This window comes from Phenylobacterium sp. (assembly GCF_035944335.1).
Classification (GTDB): domain Bacteria; phylum Pseudomonadota; class Alphaproteobacteria; order Caulobacterales; family Caulobacteraceae; genus Phenylobacterium.
The window spans coordinates 67,163-85,101 of record NZ_DASZBG010000010.1 but is presented as its reverse complement, the minus strand read 5'-3'; the positions used below and the strand labels follow the sequence as shown (position 1 = coordinate 85,101).

Here is a 17,939-nt window from a genome sequence, read left to right as displayed (position 1 = left end):
CTCAGTTGAGCGCGGCGCCCGCCGCATGGCGGGCCGCGATGTAGCCGAAGACGAAGGAAGCGGCGATGCTGGCGCCGGCCCCGGGATAGGTGCGGCCCATCACCGACGCCGTGGAATTGCCGGTGGCGTAGAGGCCCTCGATGGCCGAGCCGTCCTGCCGCAGCACGCGGGCGTGCTCGTCGGTGACCAGGCCGCCGAAGGTGCCGACGTCGCCCGGATAGACCTGCACCGCATAGAAGGGGCCGCGCTCGATGGCGCCGAGGCACGGATTGGGCTTCACGGTGGGGTCGCCGAACACCCGGTCGTAGGCGCGGTCGCCGCGGCGGAAGTCCTTGTCCTTGCCGGCGCGGGCGAAGCTGTTGAAGCGATCGACCGTGTAGCGCAGCGACTGCGGATTGAGCCCGCATTCGGCCGCCAGGCCTTCGATGGTGTCGGCCCGCTTCATGTAGCCGGCCTCGAACCAAGCCTCCGGCGTCTTGCCGCCCAGGGCGCCGGCCCAGGGATAGCGGTCCCGGTGGCGGCTTTCCATGATCACCCAGGCCGGCACCGCGCCGCGGGCGTACATCCGCTGGCCGTTCTCCATGTAGGAGGCAGACTCGTTGGTGAACCGCTCGGCGTCCTTGTCGACCATGATCAGGTGCGGCTTGGCGAGGTCGAGCACGTGGAAGGCGCGGAAGCCCTGCGGCGTGATCGAGGTGACCAGCCAGACGGCCTGGTCCATGTGGTCCACGGCTGCGCCATGGTCCATGGCGAAGCGGATCGCCTCGCCGGTGTCGCCGGGATTGGCGTTGGTCCAGTCGGTCGATGCGGGCTGCGGGCCATAGGCCTTGCGCATCTCGGCGTTGCGGGCGAAGCCGCCGGCGTTGATCAGCACCCCGTCGCGCGCCTCGATCCGGCGGCGCTTGCCGTCTATGCGAGCGACCACGCCTGTGATGCGGCCGTCTTCTTCGACGAGCTCCTCGACCGGAGTCTCTAGCCGGATGTCGACCTCGGCGCGAAGCGCGGCCTGCAGCATGCGGCCCTGGATCGCCGCGCCCATCCCCACCAACTGCTTGCCGGTGGCCTTCATGCCGGCCATCCGCAGCGCCAGCCGCATGGCGGCCAGGAAGCCGCGCGGCGAGCGCTTCATCAGCATGGTCCACCGGCTCTCCGGCCAGCGCAGCGGGATGTCGTAGGGCCCACGGCGCAGCTTGGCGTTCCACTCGCCGAGCTCGCCGGCGTCGAACAGCTCCATGGCCAGCGAGCGGCTGCGCGGACAGCCGCCGGGCAGCTCGTCGTAATAGTCGGACCAACCCTCGCAGCGACGGAACGGCAGGCCCTTGCCCTCCAGATAGGAGACCACCTGCGGACCTACGCGCAGGAAGGCATCCTTGCGCTCCGGCGACGAGCCGGGCCCCGCCTCGCCGACTGCGGCGTTGAGGTAGGCCAGGCCCTGCTCGTAGGAATCCTCGACGCCGTCACGCGCCTGCAGCGGGTGGTTGGGCACCCACAGCACGCCGCCGGACATCGCGGTCGAGCCGCCGACCTTGTCGGTCTTTTCCAGCACCACCACCGACCTGCCGAGGTCACGCAGCACTAGGCCCGCGCACATCGAGCCGCCGCCGGAGCCCACCACGACAAAGTCCGCGCTCTCGTCCCACCGCGCCATGGCTCAGGCCTCCGCCAGGAAGTCGTGCAGGGCGCGGTGGAAGTTCGAGACCGCCCGCTCCTGCACCGGATTGGGACGCGAGCCGGCGAAGCCGCGCGATTTCATCCCGCGCTGGATGTCGCCCATGTTCTGATAGTCCTGGCAGAGGATGCGGCCCCAGAAGCCCTCGTCGGCGTGGTCCTGACTCCACTGCTGCTCGACCGCCGGCGCCTCGCCTGGCGGATAACGCTGCAGGGAATAGACATCCCAGATGCAGCTGTCGGGATCGTCACCGTTCGGCCGGGCGCGGTAGCCCAGGAGGCCGGTCGGGCTCTGCAGCATGATCTGGTTGGGGAACAGGTGCCAGTCGATGCCCGCGGCGTAGATCTCCTGCGGGGTGATCGGCGGGAAGCCCGCCCCCGAGCGCTCGGCGTCCTCGCGGATGAAGCCGGCGAAGGCGGTCAGCACCTCGACCGGCGTCTTGCCCTCCGGCACCTCCTGCATCACCCGCCGGGCGGCATGGACGGCGCGTACCGAGGAGCCCGCGTTCAGCGTCGCGGCCATATCCTCCATGTAGGCGAGGATGCCGGGGCGGATATCGTCGCGCAGCGGGCCGCCGATGCGCCGCGAGCCGGAGCCGATCGGCAGGGCCTTCCAGTAGGCGAACATGGCGTGGCGGCCGTGCTCGTGGCTCACCGTCACGTCGTCCATGTACTCCAGCATCTGCCGGTGGGTGGTCTGGACGTGGTAGCCCTCGTTGAAGGCCTCCAGCGCGACCTTCCAGTTGCAGGGCAGGATGGTCGACTTGCGCCACTGGTAGCGCAGGCCCCCCAGATCGAAGGGGTCGAGCATCGCCTTGGCCGGCGCGAGCCAGTCGGCCAGAGGCGCGCAGTCGGGATCCATGTTGACGTAGACCCAGCCGCTCCAGGTCTCGACGCGAACCGCCGTCAGAGCCACATCCTCGTCCGAGAGGGCGCCCGCCCAGTCGTCGCGGTCGACCACCAGGGTGTTGTTCCCGGCGAGGTCCCACTGCCAGCCGTGGAAGCGGCAGTGGAAACGGGCGGTGTGGCCGCAGCCGCCGGTCAACCGGCGGCCACGGTGCGGGCAGACATTGTGATAAGCGCGGATCTGATCCGGGGCTGTGCGCACCACTACGATGGAATCGTCGGCGATGTCGTAGGTGTAGTAGTCGCCGACCTTAGGAATTTCCTCCTCGCGGCAGGCCATCTGCCAGGCCCGCGGCCAGAGCCGCGCCTTCTCCAGCTCCAGGAACTCGCGCGAGATGTAGTCGGCGGCCGGCACGTAGTCGTCGCGGACGAACTCGGCGCCGGCGCTGGCCGGGAATGGCGCGTTCATCGGTCGGTCTCCTCCCGGCGTTTCTTATATAGCAGATGCTACACTACGCCGAAGAGAGCCGTCAAGAAAGAGGCAACTTAGTTAGATGATTATTCGCGGCCGATGAGGCCATGCATCACGAAACGGGCGATGGCGGACGGCAGCGCGGCCTGGTCCTCGACTTCCGCGAACAGCCAGTCCTGCAGCAGCGCCGCGGCGACCACGGAGGCGAAAGCCAAACGTCCGCCCAACGCCGGATCGACCTCGGGCGTGACGCCGCGCCGCTTGTACATCGAGCGCAGCGAGGCCTCGGCCTCCTCGAAGTAGTGGCGAAGGCCCCGCGGCCGGTCGGCGCCCTCGCCCGCCCCGCTCTCGTAGGCGCGAGTGGTGATCAGCGACAGGATCAGCTGGCGTTCGTTCAGCAGCAGACCGTAGAGCGCCTCAACATAGGCGCGACCCAAGTCCACCGGGTCGGCGTTGGCATTGGCAGCGATCCGCTCCTCGATAATGCGCCGCATGAAGGCGTCGAACGGCTCCGAGATCGCCTGCTCGAACAGCTGGGCCTTGGAGGTGAAGTAGCGGAACAGCAGCACCTCGCTGGCCTTCGCCCGCTTGGCGATGTCGCGGGTCGTCGCCTTGGCGTAGCCGCGCTCGGCGAACAGCTCCCGCGCGGCCTGCAGGATCAGGGCGCGGACCTCGGCATGGCCGCGGCGGCGCCGTTTGAGCCGTGGCTGGTTCATGGCCGCCTTTGTCACCGAGCTCTCGCCCACCTGCAATCTCTCTGCACTCGCTAATATTGATCTAACTTAGCTTACTATGTTAACTGAACCTAGACGTGAACGGAGCCAAATGGAATCGCGCCTTGGACTCCTATGATTACATCATCGTGGGCGCGGGATCGGCGGGCTGCGTGCTCGCCAACCGGCTGTCGGCAGACCCCAAGGCGCGCGTGCTGCTGCTGGAGGCCGGGGGCGGCGACGCCAGCCCGCTGATCGCCATGCCGCGGGGCTTCGCCCGCCTGCTGGCCGACCCTAAGCACGTCTGGACCTATCAGGTCGCCAAGACCGGCGGCCACAACACCCCGGAATACTGGGTGCGCGGCAAGACCCTGGGCGGCTCCAGCTCGGTCAACGGCATGGTCTATGTGCGGGGCCTGCCGGGTGACTACGACGCCTGGGCGGACGAGGGCTGCGCGGGCTGGAGTTGGAACGACCTCGCACCCTGCTTCCAGGCCATTGAAGACCACGCGCTTGGCGAAGGCGGCGGGCGTGGCGTGGGCGGGCCGCTGAAGGTGACGCCGCATCCGACCCGGCCGGCGCTGTGCGAGGCCATGTTGGACGCCGCCGCCGAGCTCGGCCTGCCGATCGCCCGAGACCTCAATGCCGGCGACGGCGAGGCCTTCGGCTACCAGCCACGGACCATCTGGCGCGGCCGTCGGCAGAGCGCGGCGGCGGCCTTTCTGCGGCCAGCGGAGCGGCGGCGGAACCTGCGGGTCATGACCGGGGCCGAGGTGCTGCGGATCGAGTTCGACGGCCGCCGCGCCATGGGTGTGCGCGTCCGCACCGCGGGCGGCGAGCAGAGCCTGCGGGCCGGCCGCGAGGTGATCATGGCCGCCGGCGCCCTGCATTCGCCGAAGCTCCTGCAGCTCTCGGGCGTGGGCCCGGCGGCGCATCTGAAGGGTCTCGGGATCGAGGTCGTGGCCGATGCGCCCGACGTCGGCGAGAACCTAAGAGAGCACCGGTTGCTCGCCCTGCAATTCCGCGTGCGCCGCGGCAGCCAGAACGCGGCCTTCTCGGGCCCCAGGCTGCTGGCGACCGCCCTGCACTATTTCCTGCTGCGGCAGGGCGCCCTGGCCTCGGCCGCGTTCGAAGTCGGGGGCTTCGTGAAGACCCGCCCCGGACTGGCGCGCCCTGACGCCCAGCTCGGCATGGGGCCGATGTCGCTGGACCGCACCGTGCCTGGGTTCAATATCGAGCGGGCGCAAGGCGCGCTCTGCGGCGGCTATCCCATGCGGCCGCAGAGCCGCGGCCAGGTGGCGATCACCGCGGCCGACCCGGATGCGCCGCTGGCGATCAGCCCGAACTACCTTTCCGAAGAGGCCGACCGGCTGACCTCGATCGGCATCGTGCGCCTGATCCGCAGGCTCTACGCCCAGCCGGCGCTGAAGGCCTTCGTGGTCGAGGAAACCTGGCCGGGCGCTGGCCTGCAGCGAGACGACGAGATCATCGACGCCTTCCACCGGATCGGCGCGGCCGGCTACCACGCCGCCGGCACCTGCCGGATGGGCGCCGACGCCCGCTCGGTGGTCGATCCGCAGCTGAAGGTGCGCGGCGTCGAGGGCCTGCGCGTCGCCGACATCTCGATCATGCCCAGCTTGGTCTCGGGCAACACCAATGCGCCGGCCATGGCTATGGCCTGGCGCGCCGCCGATCTGATCGCCGCCTGAGGGAGACACCTGTGAGCCCCGACCTGGAAACCACTGTACGCGAGCTCGCAGACCGCCAGGCGATCCGCGACTGCCTGACCCGCTACTGTCGCGCGGTCGACCGGATGGACCGAGACCTGTTGCTCGCCTGCTACCACCCCGACGCGCTGGACGACCACGGTCTCTTCGTGGGCGGACCGGAAGCATTCGCCGACTGGGTGTTCGACCTGCAAGGGCGGATGCAGACCTCCACCCAGCACATCATCACCAACCACCTCTGCGAGTTGGCGGGCGATGTGGCCCACGCCGAGACCTACTGGATGGCCGCCTCCATGAACCGCGAGGGCGACCCCTTGAGCCTGGGCGGCGGCCGCTACATCGACCGGCTGGAGCGCCGCGATGGACACTGGGCGATCGCCGCGCGCAAGTGCGTGCCGGACTGGGGCGGCAAGCCCGGCGGGTCCTGGCTGCCTCCGGAAGTTGCCGCCCTGATGACCAGCGGCGGCAAGCCGGCGCGCGACCGCACCGATCCGTCCTACGAGCGGCCGCTCACGGTGGCGGCCGAGCGGGTGGGGTTCGTCGCGGCCTTCTAGGCCTGCGCCGCCTTGGCGGCGGCGAGCACCTTCGGCCCCTGCGGCGGGTCGATGCCGACCTGCAGCCCCTGGGTCAGCCGCGCCATGAACATGTAGGCCCCGATCGTGTAGATCGCCTCGACGATTTGCCGTGGGCTGTAGTGGCGGGCGGCCTCGGCGAAGACCGCGTCGGCGACCTGCACATGGCGCACGCTCTCGCGCCCGAACCGCAGCAGGGCCCGTTGCGCCGGGGTAAAGACTGGGTTCTCCCAATCGTCGGCCGCGATGGCCGCAACGGTGGCGGCCGGCGCGCCCATGCTCTCCAGGATCGCCACGTGCTGCACCCATTCGTACTCACCGCCCTGCAGGTGGGCGACGGCCAGCACCAGCAGCTCGCGGTCGATCTCGGGCAGCTCTAGGCTCGTGAACAGGGCCCGCGTCAGCTGCGAGAAGGCCGGCATGCAAGTGGGGGCCAGCGCCAGGTATCCGAACACCTGGGTGCGGCCGGCGGGGCCCTTGAAGGACTCAGCGATCGAGCCGGTGAAGGTGGCGGGGTCCGCCGGGGGCACGCGCGCCATTGGCTCTCTCCTTCGCAGGCGGTGATCTTAAGGACGGCTCAGGCCGCTTGCCACTGGGGCTCGGCGTTGAACTGGATGTAGGCCGCTTCGAGGGCCGCGCGGCGGTGCTCGATGTCGGCCCTGAGTGCGGCCAGGCAGCCGGCGATCATCTGCCTCTCCCGGGGCTCCTCGCCGTTCCGACGAGCTTCCAGGATGACTCCGATCTCGGGCAGGCCCGCGCCCAGGCGGCGCAGCCGTACGATCAGCTCCACATCGCGCCGCGCGGCCGCGTCGTAGTAACGCTTGTTGCGCATGTCGCGGCGGGCGGTGATGAGGCCACACTCCTCGTAGAAGCGCAGCGCCCGCGCGGTGACGCCATAGACCCGGATGAGGTCCGACAGTGTGTAGGTTGGGCCGATACGCAGCGTGCTGGCAGACATTTCTCCTCCTTGGGATTGGAGCGGCGGGGTCATGAGGCGGCCGCCTCGAACAGGGCCTTCAGATCGGGTTGGCTGACCTTCAGCGACGGCGTCCTTGGCAGCTCGCTCACCTGCAGCAGCCGGACCGGCACCTGGTAGGGCAGCAGCCGCTCGCGCAGGAAGCTGCGGATCTCTTCGACCGCCGGTGCGGCGCTGCCGCCCCGGATGGTGTAGGCGGCGGCCGGCACCTGGCCGAGCCGCGCGTCGGGCAGGGCCACCACCGCGGCCTCGCGGATGGCCGGATGCTGCTCCAGGACGCGGACCACATCGTCCGGCAGGACCTTGAAGCCGCCGCGGATGATGGCGTTGTCGAAGCGCCCCTTGATCCACAGGAAGTTATCGGAGTCGAGCACGGCGAGGTCCGTCGTGCGCAGCCAGGACTTGCCGTCGCCGAGATGGCGCGCCTTCAGCTCCAGCAGGCCCTCGTGGCCAAACGGCAGCGCGGCGCCACTCTGGGGATCGACGATGCGGGCCGAGATGCCGGGCATCACCCGGCCCACCGATCCCCGCTTGTCCTTCGGGTGGGCGCGAAAGTCGGCCAGCGTCCAGCCCGCGACGCCGCCGGCGAACTCCGTCGCGCCGTAGTTCTGCAGCACCGGGATCGCGTAGCGCTCGTAGAACTCGTCGGCGAGATCGGGGTCGAGCGGCGCGGTGCCCGCGCGGAAGGCCACCAGGCTCGCCAGATCCTCCTTCGGCGCTTGGGCGTCGAGGATCATCCGGAGCGCCGAGGGCGGCGCGCTCGCCACCTTCGGCCGGTGCCGGCGCACGGCGTCCACGAAGCCCTCCACCGTGAAGCGGTCGAGCAGGCACCCCTGCCGGCCGGCGGAGACGCAGTTGAACAGGGAGAACACGCCGCCGATGTGGGCGAAGGGAGCGTTCAGGATCTGCACGCCCGGACGCAACCGCGGCGGGTCGCCGGGCTTGCGACCGTCGAAAACGCCCGCGTCGAGAATCGCCTGCTCGAAGGTGGCGGTCTTCAGCGGAATGCGCTTGGGCGCGCCGGTGGTGCCGCTCGTCAGCATTTCGATGGCGACGCCCGGCGCCTCGCGGTTGAGGTCCTGGCCACGCACCGTCTCAAGTCCCGGCGCCGGGCGGACTGGTGCGTCGGGATCATCGATCAGCACCAGCCCAAGGCAGCCGGTCGCCAGCGCTGCGTCGCGCACCTCGGCACGGGCCCAGTCCGTCTCCAGCCCCACCACCACCGGCGGCCTCAGGGCCTCGATGTCGGCGGCCAGCCGGACATCGGGCAGGCTGGGATTCAAGGTGACCACGCAACGGTTCTTCGCGACGAGGCCGAGCAGGGCTGCGGCCGTCAGCGGATGGTTGCGCAGCATGGCCGCGACCCGGACGCCCTCGCCCAGGCCCGCCTCGTTCAGGGCGGCATCGAGGGCGCCGATGACCCCGTCGAGCTCGCCCCAGGTGCGCCAGCGGCCGGCGTGTTCCAGGGCATTGGCCTGCGGGTCGACCCGCAGGACTCCTTCGATGAGGTCCGCTAGCCGTGACATCAGGCCCCCACCTCGTCCTGCACCCATTCGACCAAGCGGGCGGCCTCGGCCATGTCGGCCGTCTCGCAGGCCGCCACGTACTCGCCTCGCAGGCGTCGCACGAGGTCGGCCACCGTCGGCACATCCTCGATCAGGTCGATGCCCTGGCCGGCGCTCCACAGGTTGACCCAAGGCCGGACGCCGTCGGGCAGATGGTCGTGGCGCATGCCCTTGCCGACGGGCTCGGGCAGGGCGTCGGGGTCGAGGCCCACCCGGCGCATGGATTCCGCCATCCAGTTGGCGGGCACGCCTGCGATCCTGCCGGTGTACATCAGCCCGGCCGAGCCCTGGCTGACCAGCAGCTCCTTGTAGGCCTCGGGCGCGTCGGATTCGCGGGTGGCGATGAAGCGGGTGCCGAGATAGGCGAGGTCGGCGCCCAACACCTCGGCGGCGCGGATGGCGGCCCCGGTGGAGACCGCGCCCGCCAGCACGATCACCCCATCGAAGATCGCGCGGATGCGAGGGATCAGGGCTAGGTGACTGATGGTCCCGGAATGGCCGCCGCCACCCGCGCCAATGCAGGTCAGGCCGTCGGCGCCCGCCGCGATCGCCTTCTCCGCAAAGCGCAGGTTGGTGACGTCATGGAATACCTGGCCGCCCCAGTCGTGGACGCGGCCGATCAGTTCGGTGGGGTCGCCGGTGGCGCTGATGATGATCTCGACCCCGTACCGGCGGCAGACATCCAGGTGCAGCGCCAGTTCGTCGGCCGGCATGCGGGTGGCGAGGTTGACCGCGATCGGGGCGATGCGCGCAGCCGGGTCCTCGCCGCGGGCGCGGTCGAGGTCGGCCCGGATCTCCGCCAGCCACGCCTCGAAGCGCTCCAGGCTGCGGGCGTTCTGCCGCGGCAGGCCGCCGATCACGCCGGCCTTGCAGGCCTCGCGCACCAGGGCCGGTCCCGTCACGAGGAACATCGGCGCGCAGATGGCGGGCAGCGTCAGCGACGCGCGCAGCTTGGGATCGAGCGGCATCGGACCGGTCTCAGGCTCCGCGATGGCGCTTGGCGCGCAGGAGCTCTCCGTGGCGCTTCCACATCTCGGTGACCCGAGCCTGCAGTTCGATCGGGACCGGCGGCAACACCATCGGTGAGGCGCGGCTGGGCAGGGCGATGGTGGCGTCGGCCTTGACCGTCTGCTCGCCGCGCTGGTTGGTCATCGCCACCATGACGTCGATCAGGTTGCGGCCGCCCTCCTGGCGTTTGGCCACCACCTCGCCGGTGATCACCTGGGTGTCGCCCATGTAGTTGAACTTGCGGATCTGGTCGTTCTGGCGAACCACCCAACCGTCGTCGCCGCACCAGTCGGTCAGATAGTGGAAGACGTAGTTCTCCCGCATCACCCCGTAGTCGTAGGCCATGGGATTGCCGATCGCCTGGGCCCAGGCCGGGTCCCAGTGCAGGCGCTGGGCGACGTCAGGGACGCCGTGCTCGTTCTTCACATAGAAGGGCGCGATCCGCTGCCGGTTCTTCCAGGCGAGTCGGCCGACGCAGGGGGCGTAGGGCACGAAGCCGTATCCTCCGGCATGAAAGCAGACCACGTCGGTGACGGTCAGCGGGCCCTTGGCCATTTTGCCGAGACTGTCGCCCACCTGGAGGTCTTCGAAGTAGCGAGCCTCGGCGCCACGCACGCTCTCCTGGGCGTAGATGGCGTCGATCTCGGCGATGTCTTCATCCGTGTAGGTCTGGGGCTCGATCTGGGCGTACTTGCCCTTGTCAGCGGCGGTCTTGCGCTCGGTCAGGATGCGGATGATCCGATAGACGCCGACCACCTCGCCGCGCTGGTTGAACTTCACATCGCGGCGCACCTGGACGACATTGCGGCCGGCGAACTCCGAAGGGTTCACCTGCAGGGTCTCCTCGCCCTTGAAGCTGTAGATCGTGTCGCCGGGATAGACCGGATTGTAGAACGTCCACTCGCCGCCCGAGACGAAGACGTGGATGCCGCGGAACAGGCTTTTGGTGCGCGCCTTCAGGTCCGGATCCATCGGATCGCCGAGCAGCGGCTTGTTGATCACCCCGGCCATCATCGAAGGCGCGATGACCGAACCCCAGCGAGTGGTCTCGCCATACTCGGGATCGCAGTGGAGCGGATTGTCGTTGCCGCAGCCGACCGCGAAGTTGCGGATGTTGTCGGGGGTGGCGGTCTGGATGTACTCCCGCTCCCGCGCAGCGATGTCGGCCCCCAGCAGCAGGCCCGCCCGCTCAATGTCCTCGTCGCTCAGCGTATAGGCCGTGGCCTTCTCCCAGTCCTGCTTGACGACGTCCGCGACAGCGTCCTGGGTCATTGCTTCCTCCGCCGTTTATTCGTATAACTTAGTTAGATAATATACATGCAACTGACGGATGCAAGCGCGACGTGCGGGCGCAGGGAGAGGAAAGGTCACAGTCTTGGAAACATTGGATTTTGACGGTGTCCGGCTGGATCTGGACGGGTCGCTGGCCACTCTGACCCTCTCCGACCCGGAGCGGCTGAACGCCCTATCCCTGGCCATGGTCGAGGGGGTGCAGGCGGCGCTGCGCGAGGTCGCCAAGCCGCGTCGCGCGGTACGCTGCCTGATGCTGACCGGAGAGGGCCGCGCCTTCTGCGCCGGGGCCAACCTGGCCCGCCGCGGCGACACCGGCGAACGACGCCCGGCGAGCCCGGTGGAAAGCGTGTTCCATCCGATGATCCGGCGGCTGCGCGACGTCGAGGTCCCGGTAGTGGCCGCCGTGAACGGGCCTTGCGTCGGGATCGGCGTCGCCCTGGCCCTGCTCGCCGACTATGTCATCGCCTCGGATGCGGCCTACTTCCTGGTTCCATTCCGCAACCTCGCCTCGGCCCCGGACAGCGGGCTGACGTGGCTGTTGCCGCGCGCGGTGGGACCCGCCCGGGCGCGCGAGCTGGTAATGCGCGCCGAACGCCTGCCGGCCGCCCGCGCGCTGGACTGGGGCCTGGTGAACGAGGTCGCCCCGGCGGCCGAGTTCAACGTCGCTGCGCAGGCCGCGGCCAGGGGCTTCGCCGACGGACCGACCGTCGCGCTGGGCCAGATGCGTCGGCTGATGCAGGAGAGCGCGACGTCCAGCTTCGACGCCCATCTCGAGGCCGAGGCGCGGGCGGTGCAGAGGACATCCCGCACCCAGGACAACGCCGCGGCCATCAAGGCCTTCGGCTCGAAAGCCCCGGTCAGCTTCACCGGCGCCTGAGCGCGCCGCTAGTCGAGGATCTCGATCACGCTGGTGGAGCCCACCTGCTGCAGCCAGACCTTGCCGGCGTTCTCCATGTGGGCGGCCCAGTGGGCCTCGGCGCCCGGCCCGTCGCCGGCCTCGATGAGCTCGACGAGCTTGCGGTGGGAGGCGAGGCCGAAGCGCAGCTGCTTCTGCCGCTCGGGCAAACTGACCGGCGGCCGATGCGCCTGGGACGTCAGCAGGGACTTTTCGAACACGCCCTTCATGGCCAGCGCCAGGATCGCCAAGGTTTCGTTGCCGCACTGCTCCATCAGGATGCGGTGGAAGTCGGCGATCGCCTGGGTCACCGCCACCACGTCGCCGGTCAAGCCGAACTCGGCCTCAACGTGCGGCCGGAGCACGGCCGCGGCTTCCTTTGGCCGCCGCTCGGCCGCGAGCCTGGCGGCCGGTGGCTCGATCAGCATGCGCGCCTCGTAGACGTCGCGGATGGTGGCGCCGCGAGTTTGTAGCGCCAGGCCCGCCGCGCGGGCGACGATGTCGGAGTCGGGCTGGCTCACGCGGGCCCCGCCGCGGGCGCCGCGCGAGACGCTGATCAGGCCTTCGGATTCCAGAATCCGGATGGCTTCGCGGATCGTCGGGCGTGAGACCTGGAAGTCGGAGATCAGGTGCGCCTCCGACGGCAGGCTATCGCCGGTTCGCAGCTCCCCGGTAACGATCGCGCGGCGGATTCGCCCGGCCACCAGCTCGGCGGTCTTCGGGACCCGCACCTGAGTCGTCAGGTTCGCAGAGTAGGTTCGGTGGGTGTCCTCGGCCATGTGAACATCTAACCTGTTAAGCGGAATTTCTCGTCGACAATTTCACCGCACCTAAGGCGCGGGTCCAGTCCCGGCTGCGATTTCCTCCAGCAGGACCGCCGGACGCAACACCTCGCGCCAGAGGAGGGACCGCTTGAGGAACAGATGGGCGGTGTTCTCGGCGGTCACGCCGGTCGCGCCGTGGATGAAGATGTTGTCGCGCGCGCCGCGACTGGCGGCGTCCTCGCATGCCCTGGCGGCGGCCAACGCCTGGAACGTTGCATCGGGAGCGGTGTCGCGCAGCGAGACGGCGGCGAAGAACAGCTGGGCCCGGGCCCGTTCGCAGCGCACCGCCATGTCGACGCAACGGTGGCGGATGGCCTGGAAGCTGCCGATGGGGCGCCCGAACTGCTCGCGCAGCTTGGCGTAGGCGACACTGGCCGCCAGCGCCGCCTCGGCGATCCCCAGCGCCTGGGCCGCAACGAGCAGCCGGTAGCGGCCAATCGCAGCCGGATCGGCGCTGGCCGCCAACACCTTTCCCGCGGCGGGGACCAACTGGGCCGAGACGGTGGGATCGAGGAAGGGTTCGGCGGCGCCGGCCGTGTGCTCGAAGAGCGAAAGGCCCTCGCCGTCGCCCAGGAGGCAGAGGCTGCCCCGGGCAGCGCCGAGCCGCCAGGCCCGCCCGTCGGCACGCGGTATCGCCAGCGCAACCGCCTGCTCGCCAGCCACGATCGCGGCGGCTAGCGGCGGCGCGGTCTCCGCCACAAGCCGCGCGGCGACGGCGCCGGCGACCAGCGAGACCGGCCCCAGGAAGCGACCGACCTCGCGGAACAGCACCACCTCTTCGGGCGCCGCGGCCGCGCTGCCACCGATTGCCTCGGGCGCCCCGAAGCCGATCCAGCCGAGCTCGGCTGCGAGCGCCCCGAGCCGATCTTCTTCCGCCGCCGCGTCGAGGCCGCCCGCAAACCACCGTTCCAAGGGCGTCTCGCGGCTCAGGACGTCGCCGGCCATGTCGGCGAGCTGGATTTCATCGGCCTGCAGCGTGAGGTCCATCAGCGGCTCCTCGGCAGTTCGAGGACGCGGTCGGCGATGATCTCGCGCTGAATTTCCGCCGTGCCGCCGCCGATCGAGAGCACGATCCCGCCCAGCAGCATCTCCGCCCACGGGTTCGCTGTCAGGTCGCCGCAGAGCCCCTCGGCGCCGGCGATCTCCAGGGCCAGTTCCTGCACCGATCGGGCCACCTCGTTCGTGAGCAGCTTGGTGATCGAACCCTCCGCGCCGGGCGCGTCACCCCGGGCGTAGCGGGAAAGGTTGGCGTAGTTGAGGGCCCTGAGCGCCGCGACCTCCGCCCGCCGGTCGGCGAGCTTTCGGCGCGTCTCGTCGTCGGCCCAGGCGCCGCTCGCCTTGGCCGCCGTCACGGCCTCCTCCAGCCTGAGCGTGATCTCGGTCATCTCGCCCACGAACGACGTGCCGCGTTCGAAGCCGAGCGTCGCCATGGCTGTCGACCAGCCGCCGTTCACCTCGCCCACCACGTTCGATAGGGGAATGCGCACCTCGTCATAGAAGACCGAGCAGAACTCCGCCCGCCCGTTCATCTTGCGGATCGGGTGGATCTCGATGCCCTTCGCCGCCATCGGACAGATCACCCAGGTCAAGCCCTTGTGGCGGGCCGAGTCCGGGTCGGTGCGGATCAGCAGCTCCTGGTAGTCGGCGTGGTCGGCGCCCGTCGTCCAGGTCTTCTGGCCGGTGACCACCAGCTCGTCGCCGTCGACCACGCCGCGGGTGCGGAGCGAGGCGAGGTCGGAGCCGGCGTTCGGCTCCGAGAAGCCCTGGCACCACAGCGCCTCGCCGGTCAGGATCGCCTGCAGGTGCGCGGTCTTGTGCGCCTCGGTCCCGAGCGCGATCAGGGTGGGTCCCGCGTGGTTCAGGGCGACAAAGCGGAAGCCCATTGGTGGGCCGCCGGCCCGAGCGTACTCCTCGTACCAGATGATCTGCTGCAGGATGCTGAGCCCCCGCCCGCCGTATTCGACGGGCCAGTTGATCCCCGCCCAGCCGGCATCGAACAGGGCCCTCTGCCAGGCGCGATCGAAGGCCGCTCCGGCGGTCGGATCGTGCGGCCGACCGGCGTGGGGGACGTGCTCGGCCAGCCAGGCGCGCAGGGCGCCGCGGAACGCCAGATCGTCCGCGCTCCAGGTCAGGTCCATGCTTCAGGTCTTCCGCCGGGCGCTGGGATCTGGATCCCAGACCGGCGCACGCTTGGCGCCGAACGCCGCTGGGCCCTCGGCGAAATCCGGATGGGCCCAATGCAGGCGGATCAGGCTCCAGCCGGCCTCCAGCGCATGGCTGTAGCCCTGCTCCATGGCGCCCCAGATCGCCTGCTTCGAGAGCGCCAGCGCTTGGGGCGAGTTCTTCTTGATGGAATGGGCGAGCTCCAGCGACCTGGCCATCGCGTCTTTCGCGGTCGGCTCCAGCAGGTCGACCAGCCCAAGTTGGTGCGCGCGGGCGGCGGGCATCCGGTAGTCGCGGCCGACCAAGGTCATGAGCAGCGCCGCGCCCATGGTCATCCGCCGCGCCAAGCCAATATTCTCCAGCGCGCCGACCTGACCGACGCTCGCGTGGGTGTCCATGAATGCCGCGGTTTCGGACGCCACCACGATGTCGCTGTCGACCACGAAGTGAAGGCCGCCGCCGGCGACCAGGCCGTTCACCGCGCAGATCACCGGCTTCCACACCTTGTTTTGGTAGGGTGTGAGCCGCACCGCTTCCTCCAGCGGCCGGTTCCGCAGCGCGCCGCCCGCCTTGTCGGTCGACAAGCCAGAGACGGAGGCTCCGGTGCAGAAGTGCCGCTCGCCCGCGCCGGTGACGATCGCCACGCGCACGGCGGGGTTGGCCTTCACCTCGTCCCAGATCAGCTCCAGGTCGTCGTGCATGGTCCGCGTGATCGCATTGCCTTCATGCGGACGGTTGAGGGTGATTACGGCCACCCCGTCCTCGCACGCGTAGGCCACGTCACTCAGCTTTCCCGCGTCGAACGCCTCGTGCGGCATGCCAGCCTCCCTCGCGCATTTTAGCGCTTAACATCTATAACTAATCTATCTATGTTGGCTCGCATAGCCCCGGTGCGAAGTCACCGTCCGCCAGCTCCGGCCCGCGGGCAAGGGGCGCGAAGGCGGAGGACCTGGGCGATGGATCTGGAGCTGGGCTCGGAATACGAGGCCTTCCGGACCGAGGTCGCGGCCTTCCTGCGCCTCGCCTGGCCGCCGAAGCATATCCAGGACCTGCCGAGCGCCGTCGCCCAGTTCCGCCAGGCGGCCATCGCGCGCGGCTACCTCTATCGGGGCTTCCCCAAGCGCTACGGAGGTTCCGAGCAGCCGGCCGACCCGATGCGCGCCCGCATCATCCGCGAGGCGTTCGGCCGGGTCTCCGCGCCGAAGGAACTGGAAGGCCCCGGCGTCTCCATGCTCGCCCCCACCCTGCTCGGCCGCGGCGCCGAGTGGCAGAAGGAGCGTTTCATTGGCCCGACCCTGCGCGGAGAGATCGTCTGGTGCCAGGGGTACTCGGAACCGGGCGCTGGCTCCGACCTCGCCTCGCTGAAGACCCGCGGCGTGCTGGAGGGCGATGAGTGGGTCGTCACCGGCCAGAAGCTGTGGACCACCATGGCCCACCGCGCCGACTTCATGTTCGCGCTCGTCCGCACCGAGCCGGAGGCGCCCAAGCACAGCGGCCTCTCGTACCTGCTGATCGACATGAAGCAGCCGGGGATCACCGTGCGCCCGCTGAAGCAGATGACCGGCGAGCGCGAGTTCAACGAGGTGTTCCTGGACGGCGTCCGCACGCCGAAGGATTGGATCGTGGGCGGGCGCGGGGAGGGCTGGGATGTCTCGCGCACCACCTTGAAGCACGAACGCGACACGGTGGGCGGGGCGACCCGGACCGAAGCTATGTTCGGCCGCCTGGTCGAGCTCGCCCGCGCTGCCGAGCGCGACGGCGATCCCGCGCTGCAGCGCGACGACGTCCGCCAGGAGCTCGCCCGCATCGAAGCCTATGTCCTGGCCCAGCGCTATTCGTCTTACCGTCAGGCCTCGATGGAACTGGCCGGTGCCGCCCCAGGGCTGATCGGATTGCTCAACAAACTCAACGGAACCCTGATCGGCCACCGCATCGCCAATCTCGCCCAGGATCTGATCGCAGACGCCGGGCTTTCCATGCCGCCCGTGAGCCGCGCCGAAAACCGCGGGCCTGAGAAGTGGGTGAACCAGATCATGGGCTCGCTCGGCGTGGCCATCGCCGGCGGCGCGTCCAACATCCAGCGCAACGTGATCGCCGAGCGTGGGCTGGGCCTGCCGCGCGACGCGGGAGACCGGGCGTGAGGTTCCTGCTGTCCGACGACCAGATGGCTCTGCAGGCCGCCGTGCGCGACTACGCCTGCGAGCGCGCCGACGCGGGCGCCAGGCGCAGCGCCTTCGAGGGCGACAGCGGCTTTGATGCTGAGTTCTGGCGCGACCTGATGGCGCTGGGCGCCGGCGGCATCGCCGCGCCGGAAGCCGCGGGCGGCCTAGGCGCGGGCGTGCTGGAGCTGGCGCTCGCCGCGGAGGCCTTGGGCTACGCCGGGGCGCCAGGACCCTTCCTCGGCCACGTGCTGGCGATCCAGGCGATCTCGCTCTGCGGCAGCGAGGCTCAGAAGGCGCTCTGGCTGCCCCGGCTCGCTGCGGGCGAAGCGCTAGGGACCGTCGCCCTGGCGGAGGCCGGCGAGCGGGTGCGTCCGGATCGCTGGGCTGCGAAGTTGCGCAAGGGCGCGCTGACGACCGAGAAGCGCGACGTGCTCTATCCCGAGCTCGCTGACGTCACCGTGGTGGGCGTCGCCGGTGGCTTTGCCCTGGTGGAGAAGGCGGCCGCCGACCAGACATTCGAGCCGCGAGACGTCGCCGACCGGACCCGGCGGTTGAGCCATGTGAGCTATTTCGCCACCCCGGCCGAGCCGATGCCAGCCGATGCGGATCAGGCCGACCAGGTGGTCGACGCCGCCCTGGTGTTGCTCGCCGCAGACGCCTTCGGCGGCGCCCAGCGTCTGCTGGACATGGCGGTCGGGTACGCCAAGACGCGCGAGCAGTTCGGCGGCCCGATCGGTCGCTTCCAGGGGCTGAAGCATCAGCTCGCCAACCTGGCCGTGGACATCGAACCGGCCCGCGGCCTCTGGTGGTACGCTGCCTATGCCCACGATCGCGGCGCGCCCGACCGCTCGCGGATGGCGGCGCTGGCCAAGGCGCACCTGGGAGATGTCTTCATGCAGGCCGCACGCACAGCCGTCGAAGCGCACGGCGGCATCGGCTACACCTGGGAATACGACGCCCAGATCTGGTTCAAGCGCGCCATGTTCGACTTCGCCTACCTGGGCGCGCCGTCGCGCCACCGCGAACGCGCCGCCCAGCTGGCGGGTTGGTGAGCC

General features: G+C 69.9%; 17 protein-coding genes. 5 read left to right on the top strand and 12 right to left on the bottom strand.

Going from position 1 to position 17,939, the window contains the following annotated elements:
- Position 1 precedes the first annotated feature (1 nt).
- The 3 genes from VGT80_RS01810 to VGT80_RS01800 form a co-directional block, all read right to left on the bottom strand.
- Positions 2–1,648 (bottom strand): FAD-dependent oxidoreductase, encoded by a 1,647-nt coding sequence (locus tag VGT80_RS01810; RefSeq protein WP_327452347.1) that lies wholly within the window; start codon positions 1,646–1,648, stop codon positions 2–4.
- A gap of 3 nt (positions 1,649–1,651) precedes the next feature.
- Entirely contained in the window at positions 1,652–2,983 is a 1,332-nt protein-coding gene (locus VGT80_RS01805; RefSeq protein ID WP_327452345.1) for an aromatic ring-hydroxylating dioxygenase subunit alpha, read from the bottom strand.
- Between the two features lie 89 nt (positions 2,984–3,072).
- Complete coding sequence (locus tag VGT80_RS01800; RefSeq protein WP_327452343.1) at positions 3,073–3,702, bottom strand: helix-turn-helix domain-containing protein; 630 nt, start codon at positions 3,700–3,702, stop codon at positions 3,073–3,075.
- Positions 3,703–3,824: 122 nt separating this feature from the next.
- Between VGT80_RS01800 and VGT80_RS01795 the strand changes: the two genes are divergently transcribed.
- On the top strand, positions 3,825–5,408 hold the full coding sequence (locus VGT80_RS01795) for a GMC family oxidoreductase (RefSeq protein WP_327452341.1): 1,584 nt from the start codon (positions 3,825–3,827) through the stop codon (positions 5,406–5,408).
- A gap of 11 nt (positions 5,409–5,419) precedes the next feature.
- Entirely contained in the window at positions 5,420–5,980 is a 561-nt protein-coding gene (locus VGT80_RS01790) for a nuclear transport factor 2 family protein (RefSeq protein ID WP_327452339.1), read from the top strand.
- On the opposite strand, the gene VGT80_RS01785 is transcribed toward VGT80_RS01790, so the two are convergent.
- From VGT80_RS01785 to VGT80_RS01765, 5 genes are read right to left on the bottom strand one after another with little or no spacing between them, the layout of a single operon-like run.
- Entirely contained in the window at positions 5,977–6,537 is a 561-nt protein-coding gene (locus tag VGT80_RS01785; RefSeq protein WP_327452337.1) for a carboxymuconolactone decarboxylase family protein, read from the bottom strand. The two genes, VGT80_RS01790 and VGT80_RS01785, sit on opposite strands and share 4 nt — an antisense overlap.
- Positions 6,538–6,575: 38 nt before the next feature.
- Complete coding sequence (locus tag VGT80_RS01780; protein ID WP_327452335.1) at positions 6,576–6,956, bottom strand: MerR family transcriptional regulator; 381 nt, start codon at positions 6,954–6,956, stop codon at positions 6,576–6,578.
- A gap of 29 nt (positions 6,957–6,985) precedes the next feature.
- Positions 6,986–8,500 carry a class I adenylate-forming enzyme family protein gene (locus tag VGT80_RS01775; protein WP_327452334.1) on the bottom strand — a complete coding sequence of 505 codons (1,515 nt, stop codon included), beginning with the start codon at positions 8,498–8,500 and terminating at the stop codon, positions 6,986–6,988.
- Complete coding sequence (locus tag VGT80_RS01770) at positions 8,500–9,507, bottom strand: nitronate monooxygenase (protein WP_327452333.1); 1,008 nt, start codon at positions 9,505–9,507, stop codon at positions 8,500–8,502. The genes VGT80_RS01775 and VGT80_RS01770 overlap by 1 nt, the downstream gene beginning before the upstream one ends.
- A 10-nt stretch (positions 9,508–9,517) precedes the next feature.
- The gene (locus tag VGT80_RS01765; RefSeq protein WP_327452332.1) at positions 9,518–10,819 is read right to left on the bottom strand and encodes an FAS1-like dehydratase domain-containing protein; all 1,302 of its coding nucleotides are present in this window, start codon (positions 10,817–10,819) and stop codon (positions 9,518–9,520) included.
- 112 nt (positions 10,820–10,931) lie between these two features.
- On the opposite strand from VGT80_RS01765, the gene VGT80_RS01760 reads away from it, so the two are divergent.
- Entirely contained in the window at positions 10,932–11,717 is a 786-nt protein-coding gene (locus VGT80_RS01760) for an enoyl-CoA hydratase-related protein (RefSeq protein WP_327452331.1), read from the top strand.
- Positions 11,718–11,725: 8 nt separating this feature from the next.
- Here the strand turns inward: VGT80_RS01760 and VGT80_RS01755 are convergent, their stop codons facing one another.
- The 4 genes from VGT80_RS01755 to VGT80_RS01740 are packed head-to-tail and all read right to left on the bottom strand — an operon-like array spanning position 11,726 to position 15,540.
- Positions 11,726–12,514, bottom strand: a complete 789-nt coding sequence (locus VGT80_RS01755; RefSeq protein WP_327452330.1) for a FadR/GntR family transcriptional regulator — start codon at positions 12,512–12,514, stop codon at positions 11,726–11,728.
- 51 nt (positions 12,515–12,565) lie between these two features.
- Positions 12,566–13,546, bottom strand: a complete 981-nt coding sequence (locus VGT80_RS01750; RefSeq protein WP_327452328.1) for an acyl-CoA dehydrogenase — start codon at positions 13,544–13,546, stop codon at positions 12,566–12,568.
- The gene (locus VGT80_RS01745; RefSeq protein WP_327452327.1) at positions 13,546–14,697 is read right to left on the bottom strand and encodes an acyl-CoA dehydrogenase family protein; all 1,152 of its coding nucleotides are present in this window, start codon (positions 14,695–14,697) and stop codon (positions 13,546–13,548) included. The genes VGT80_RS01750 and VGT80_RS01745 overlap by 1 nt, the downstream gene beginning before the upstream one ends.
- Before the next feature lie 3 nt (positions 14,698–14,700).
- A complete protein-coding gene (locus VGT80_RS01740; RefSeq protein WP_327452325.1) occupies positions 14,701–15,540 on the bottom strand; it encodes an enoyl-CoA hydratase/isomerase family protein in 840 nt (279 codons plus the stop codon).
- Between the two features lie 138 nt (positions 15,541–15,678).
- On the opposite strand from VGT80_RS01740, the gene VGT80_RS01735 reads away from it, so the two are divergent.
- A complete protein-coding gene (locus VGT80_RS01735) occupies positions 15,679–16,863 on the top strand; it encodes an acyl-CoA dehydrogenase family protein (RefSeq protein ID WP_327452323.1) in 1,185 nt (394 codons plus the stop codon).
- On the top strand, positions 16,860–17,936 hold the full coding sequence (locus VGT80_RS01730) for an acyl-CoA dehydrogenase family protein (RefSeq protein WP_327452321.1): 1,077 nt from the start codon (positions 16,860–16,862) through the stop codon (positions 17,934–17,936). Before VGT80_RS01735 ends, VGT80_RS01730 begins: the two co-directional genes overlap by 4 nt.
- Positions 17,937–17,939 lie beyond the last annotated feature (3 nt).

Excerpts from the sequence above, each read along its gene's own strand:
- VGT80_RS01810 (WP_327452347.1), bottom strand. The coding sequence starts at position 1,648 with ATGGCGCGGTGGGACGAGAGCGCGGACTTTGTCGTGGTGGGCTCCGGC.
- VGT80_RS01805 (WP_327452345.1), bottom strand. The coding sequence starts at position 2,983 with ATGAACGCGCCATTCCCGGCCAGCGCCGGCGCCGAGTTCGTCCGCGAC.
- VGT80_RS01800 (WP_327452343.1), bottom strand. The coding sequence starts at position 3,702 with ATGAACCAGCCACGGCTCAAACGGCGCCGCCGCGGCCATGCCGAGGTC.
- VGT80_RS01785 (WP_327452337.1), bottom strand. The coding sequence starts at position 6,537 with ATGGCGCGCGTGCCCCCGGCGGACCCCGCCACCTTCACCGGCTCGATC.
- VGT80_RS01780 (WP_327452335.1), bottom strand. The coding sequence starts at position 6,956 with ATGTCTGCCAGCACGCTGCGTATCGGCCCAACCTACACACTGTCGGAC.
- VGT80_RS01775 (WP_327452334.1), bottom strand. The coding sequence starts at position 8,500 with ATGTCACGGCTAGCGGACCTCATCGAAGGAGTCCTGCGGGTCGACCCG.
- VGT80_RS01770 (WP_327452333.1), bottom strand. The coding sequence starts at position 9,507 with ATGCCGCTCGATCCCAAGCTGCGCGCGTCGCTGACGCTGCCCGCCATC.
- VGT80_RS01765 (WP_327452332.1), bottom strand. The coding sequence starts at position 10,819 with ATGACCCAGGACGCTGTCGCGGACGTCGTCAAGCAGGACTGGGAGAAG.
- VGT80_RS01755 (WP_327452330.1), bottom strand. The coding sequence starts at position 12,514 with ATGGCCGAGGACACCCACCGAACCTACTCTGCGAACCTGACGACTCAG.
- VGT80_RS01750 (WP_327452328.1), bottom strand. The coding sequence starts at position 13,546 with ATGGACCTCACGCTGCAGGCCGATGAAATCCAGCTCGCCGACATGGCC.
- VGT80_RS01745 (WP_327452327.1), bottom strand. The coding sequence starts at position 14,697 with ATGGACCTGACCTGGAGCGCGGACGATCTGGCGTTCCGCGGCGCCCTG.
- VGT80_RS01740 (WP_327452325.1), bottom strand. The coding sequence starts at position 15,540 with ATGCCGCACGAGGCGTTCGACGCGGGAAAGCTGAGTGACGTGGCCTAC.
- VGT80_RS01735 (WP_327452323.1), top strand. The coding sequence starts at position 15,679 with ATGGATCTGGAGCTGGGCTCGGAATACGAGGCCTTCCGGACCGAGGTC.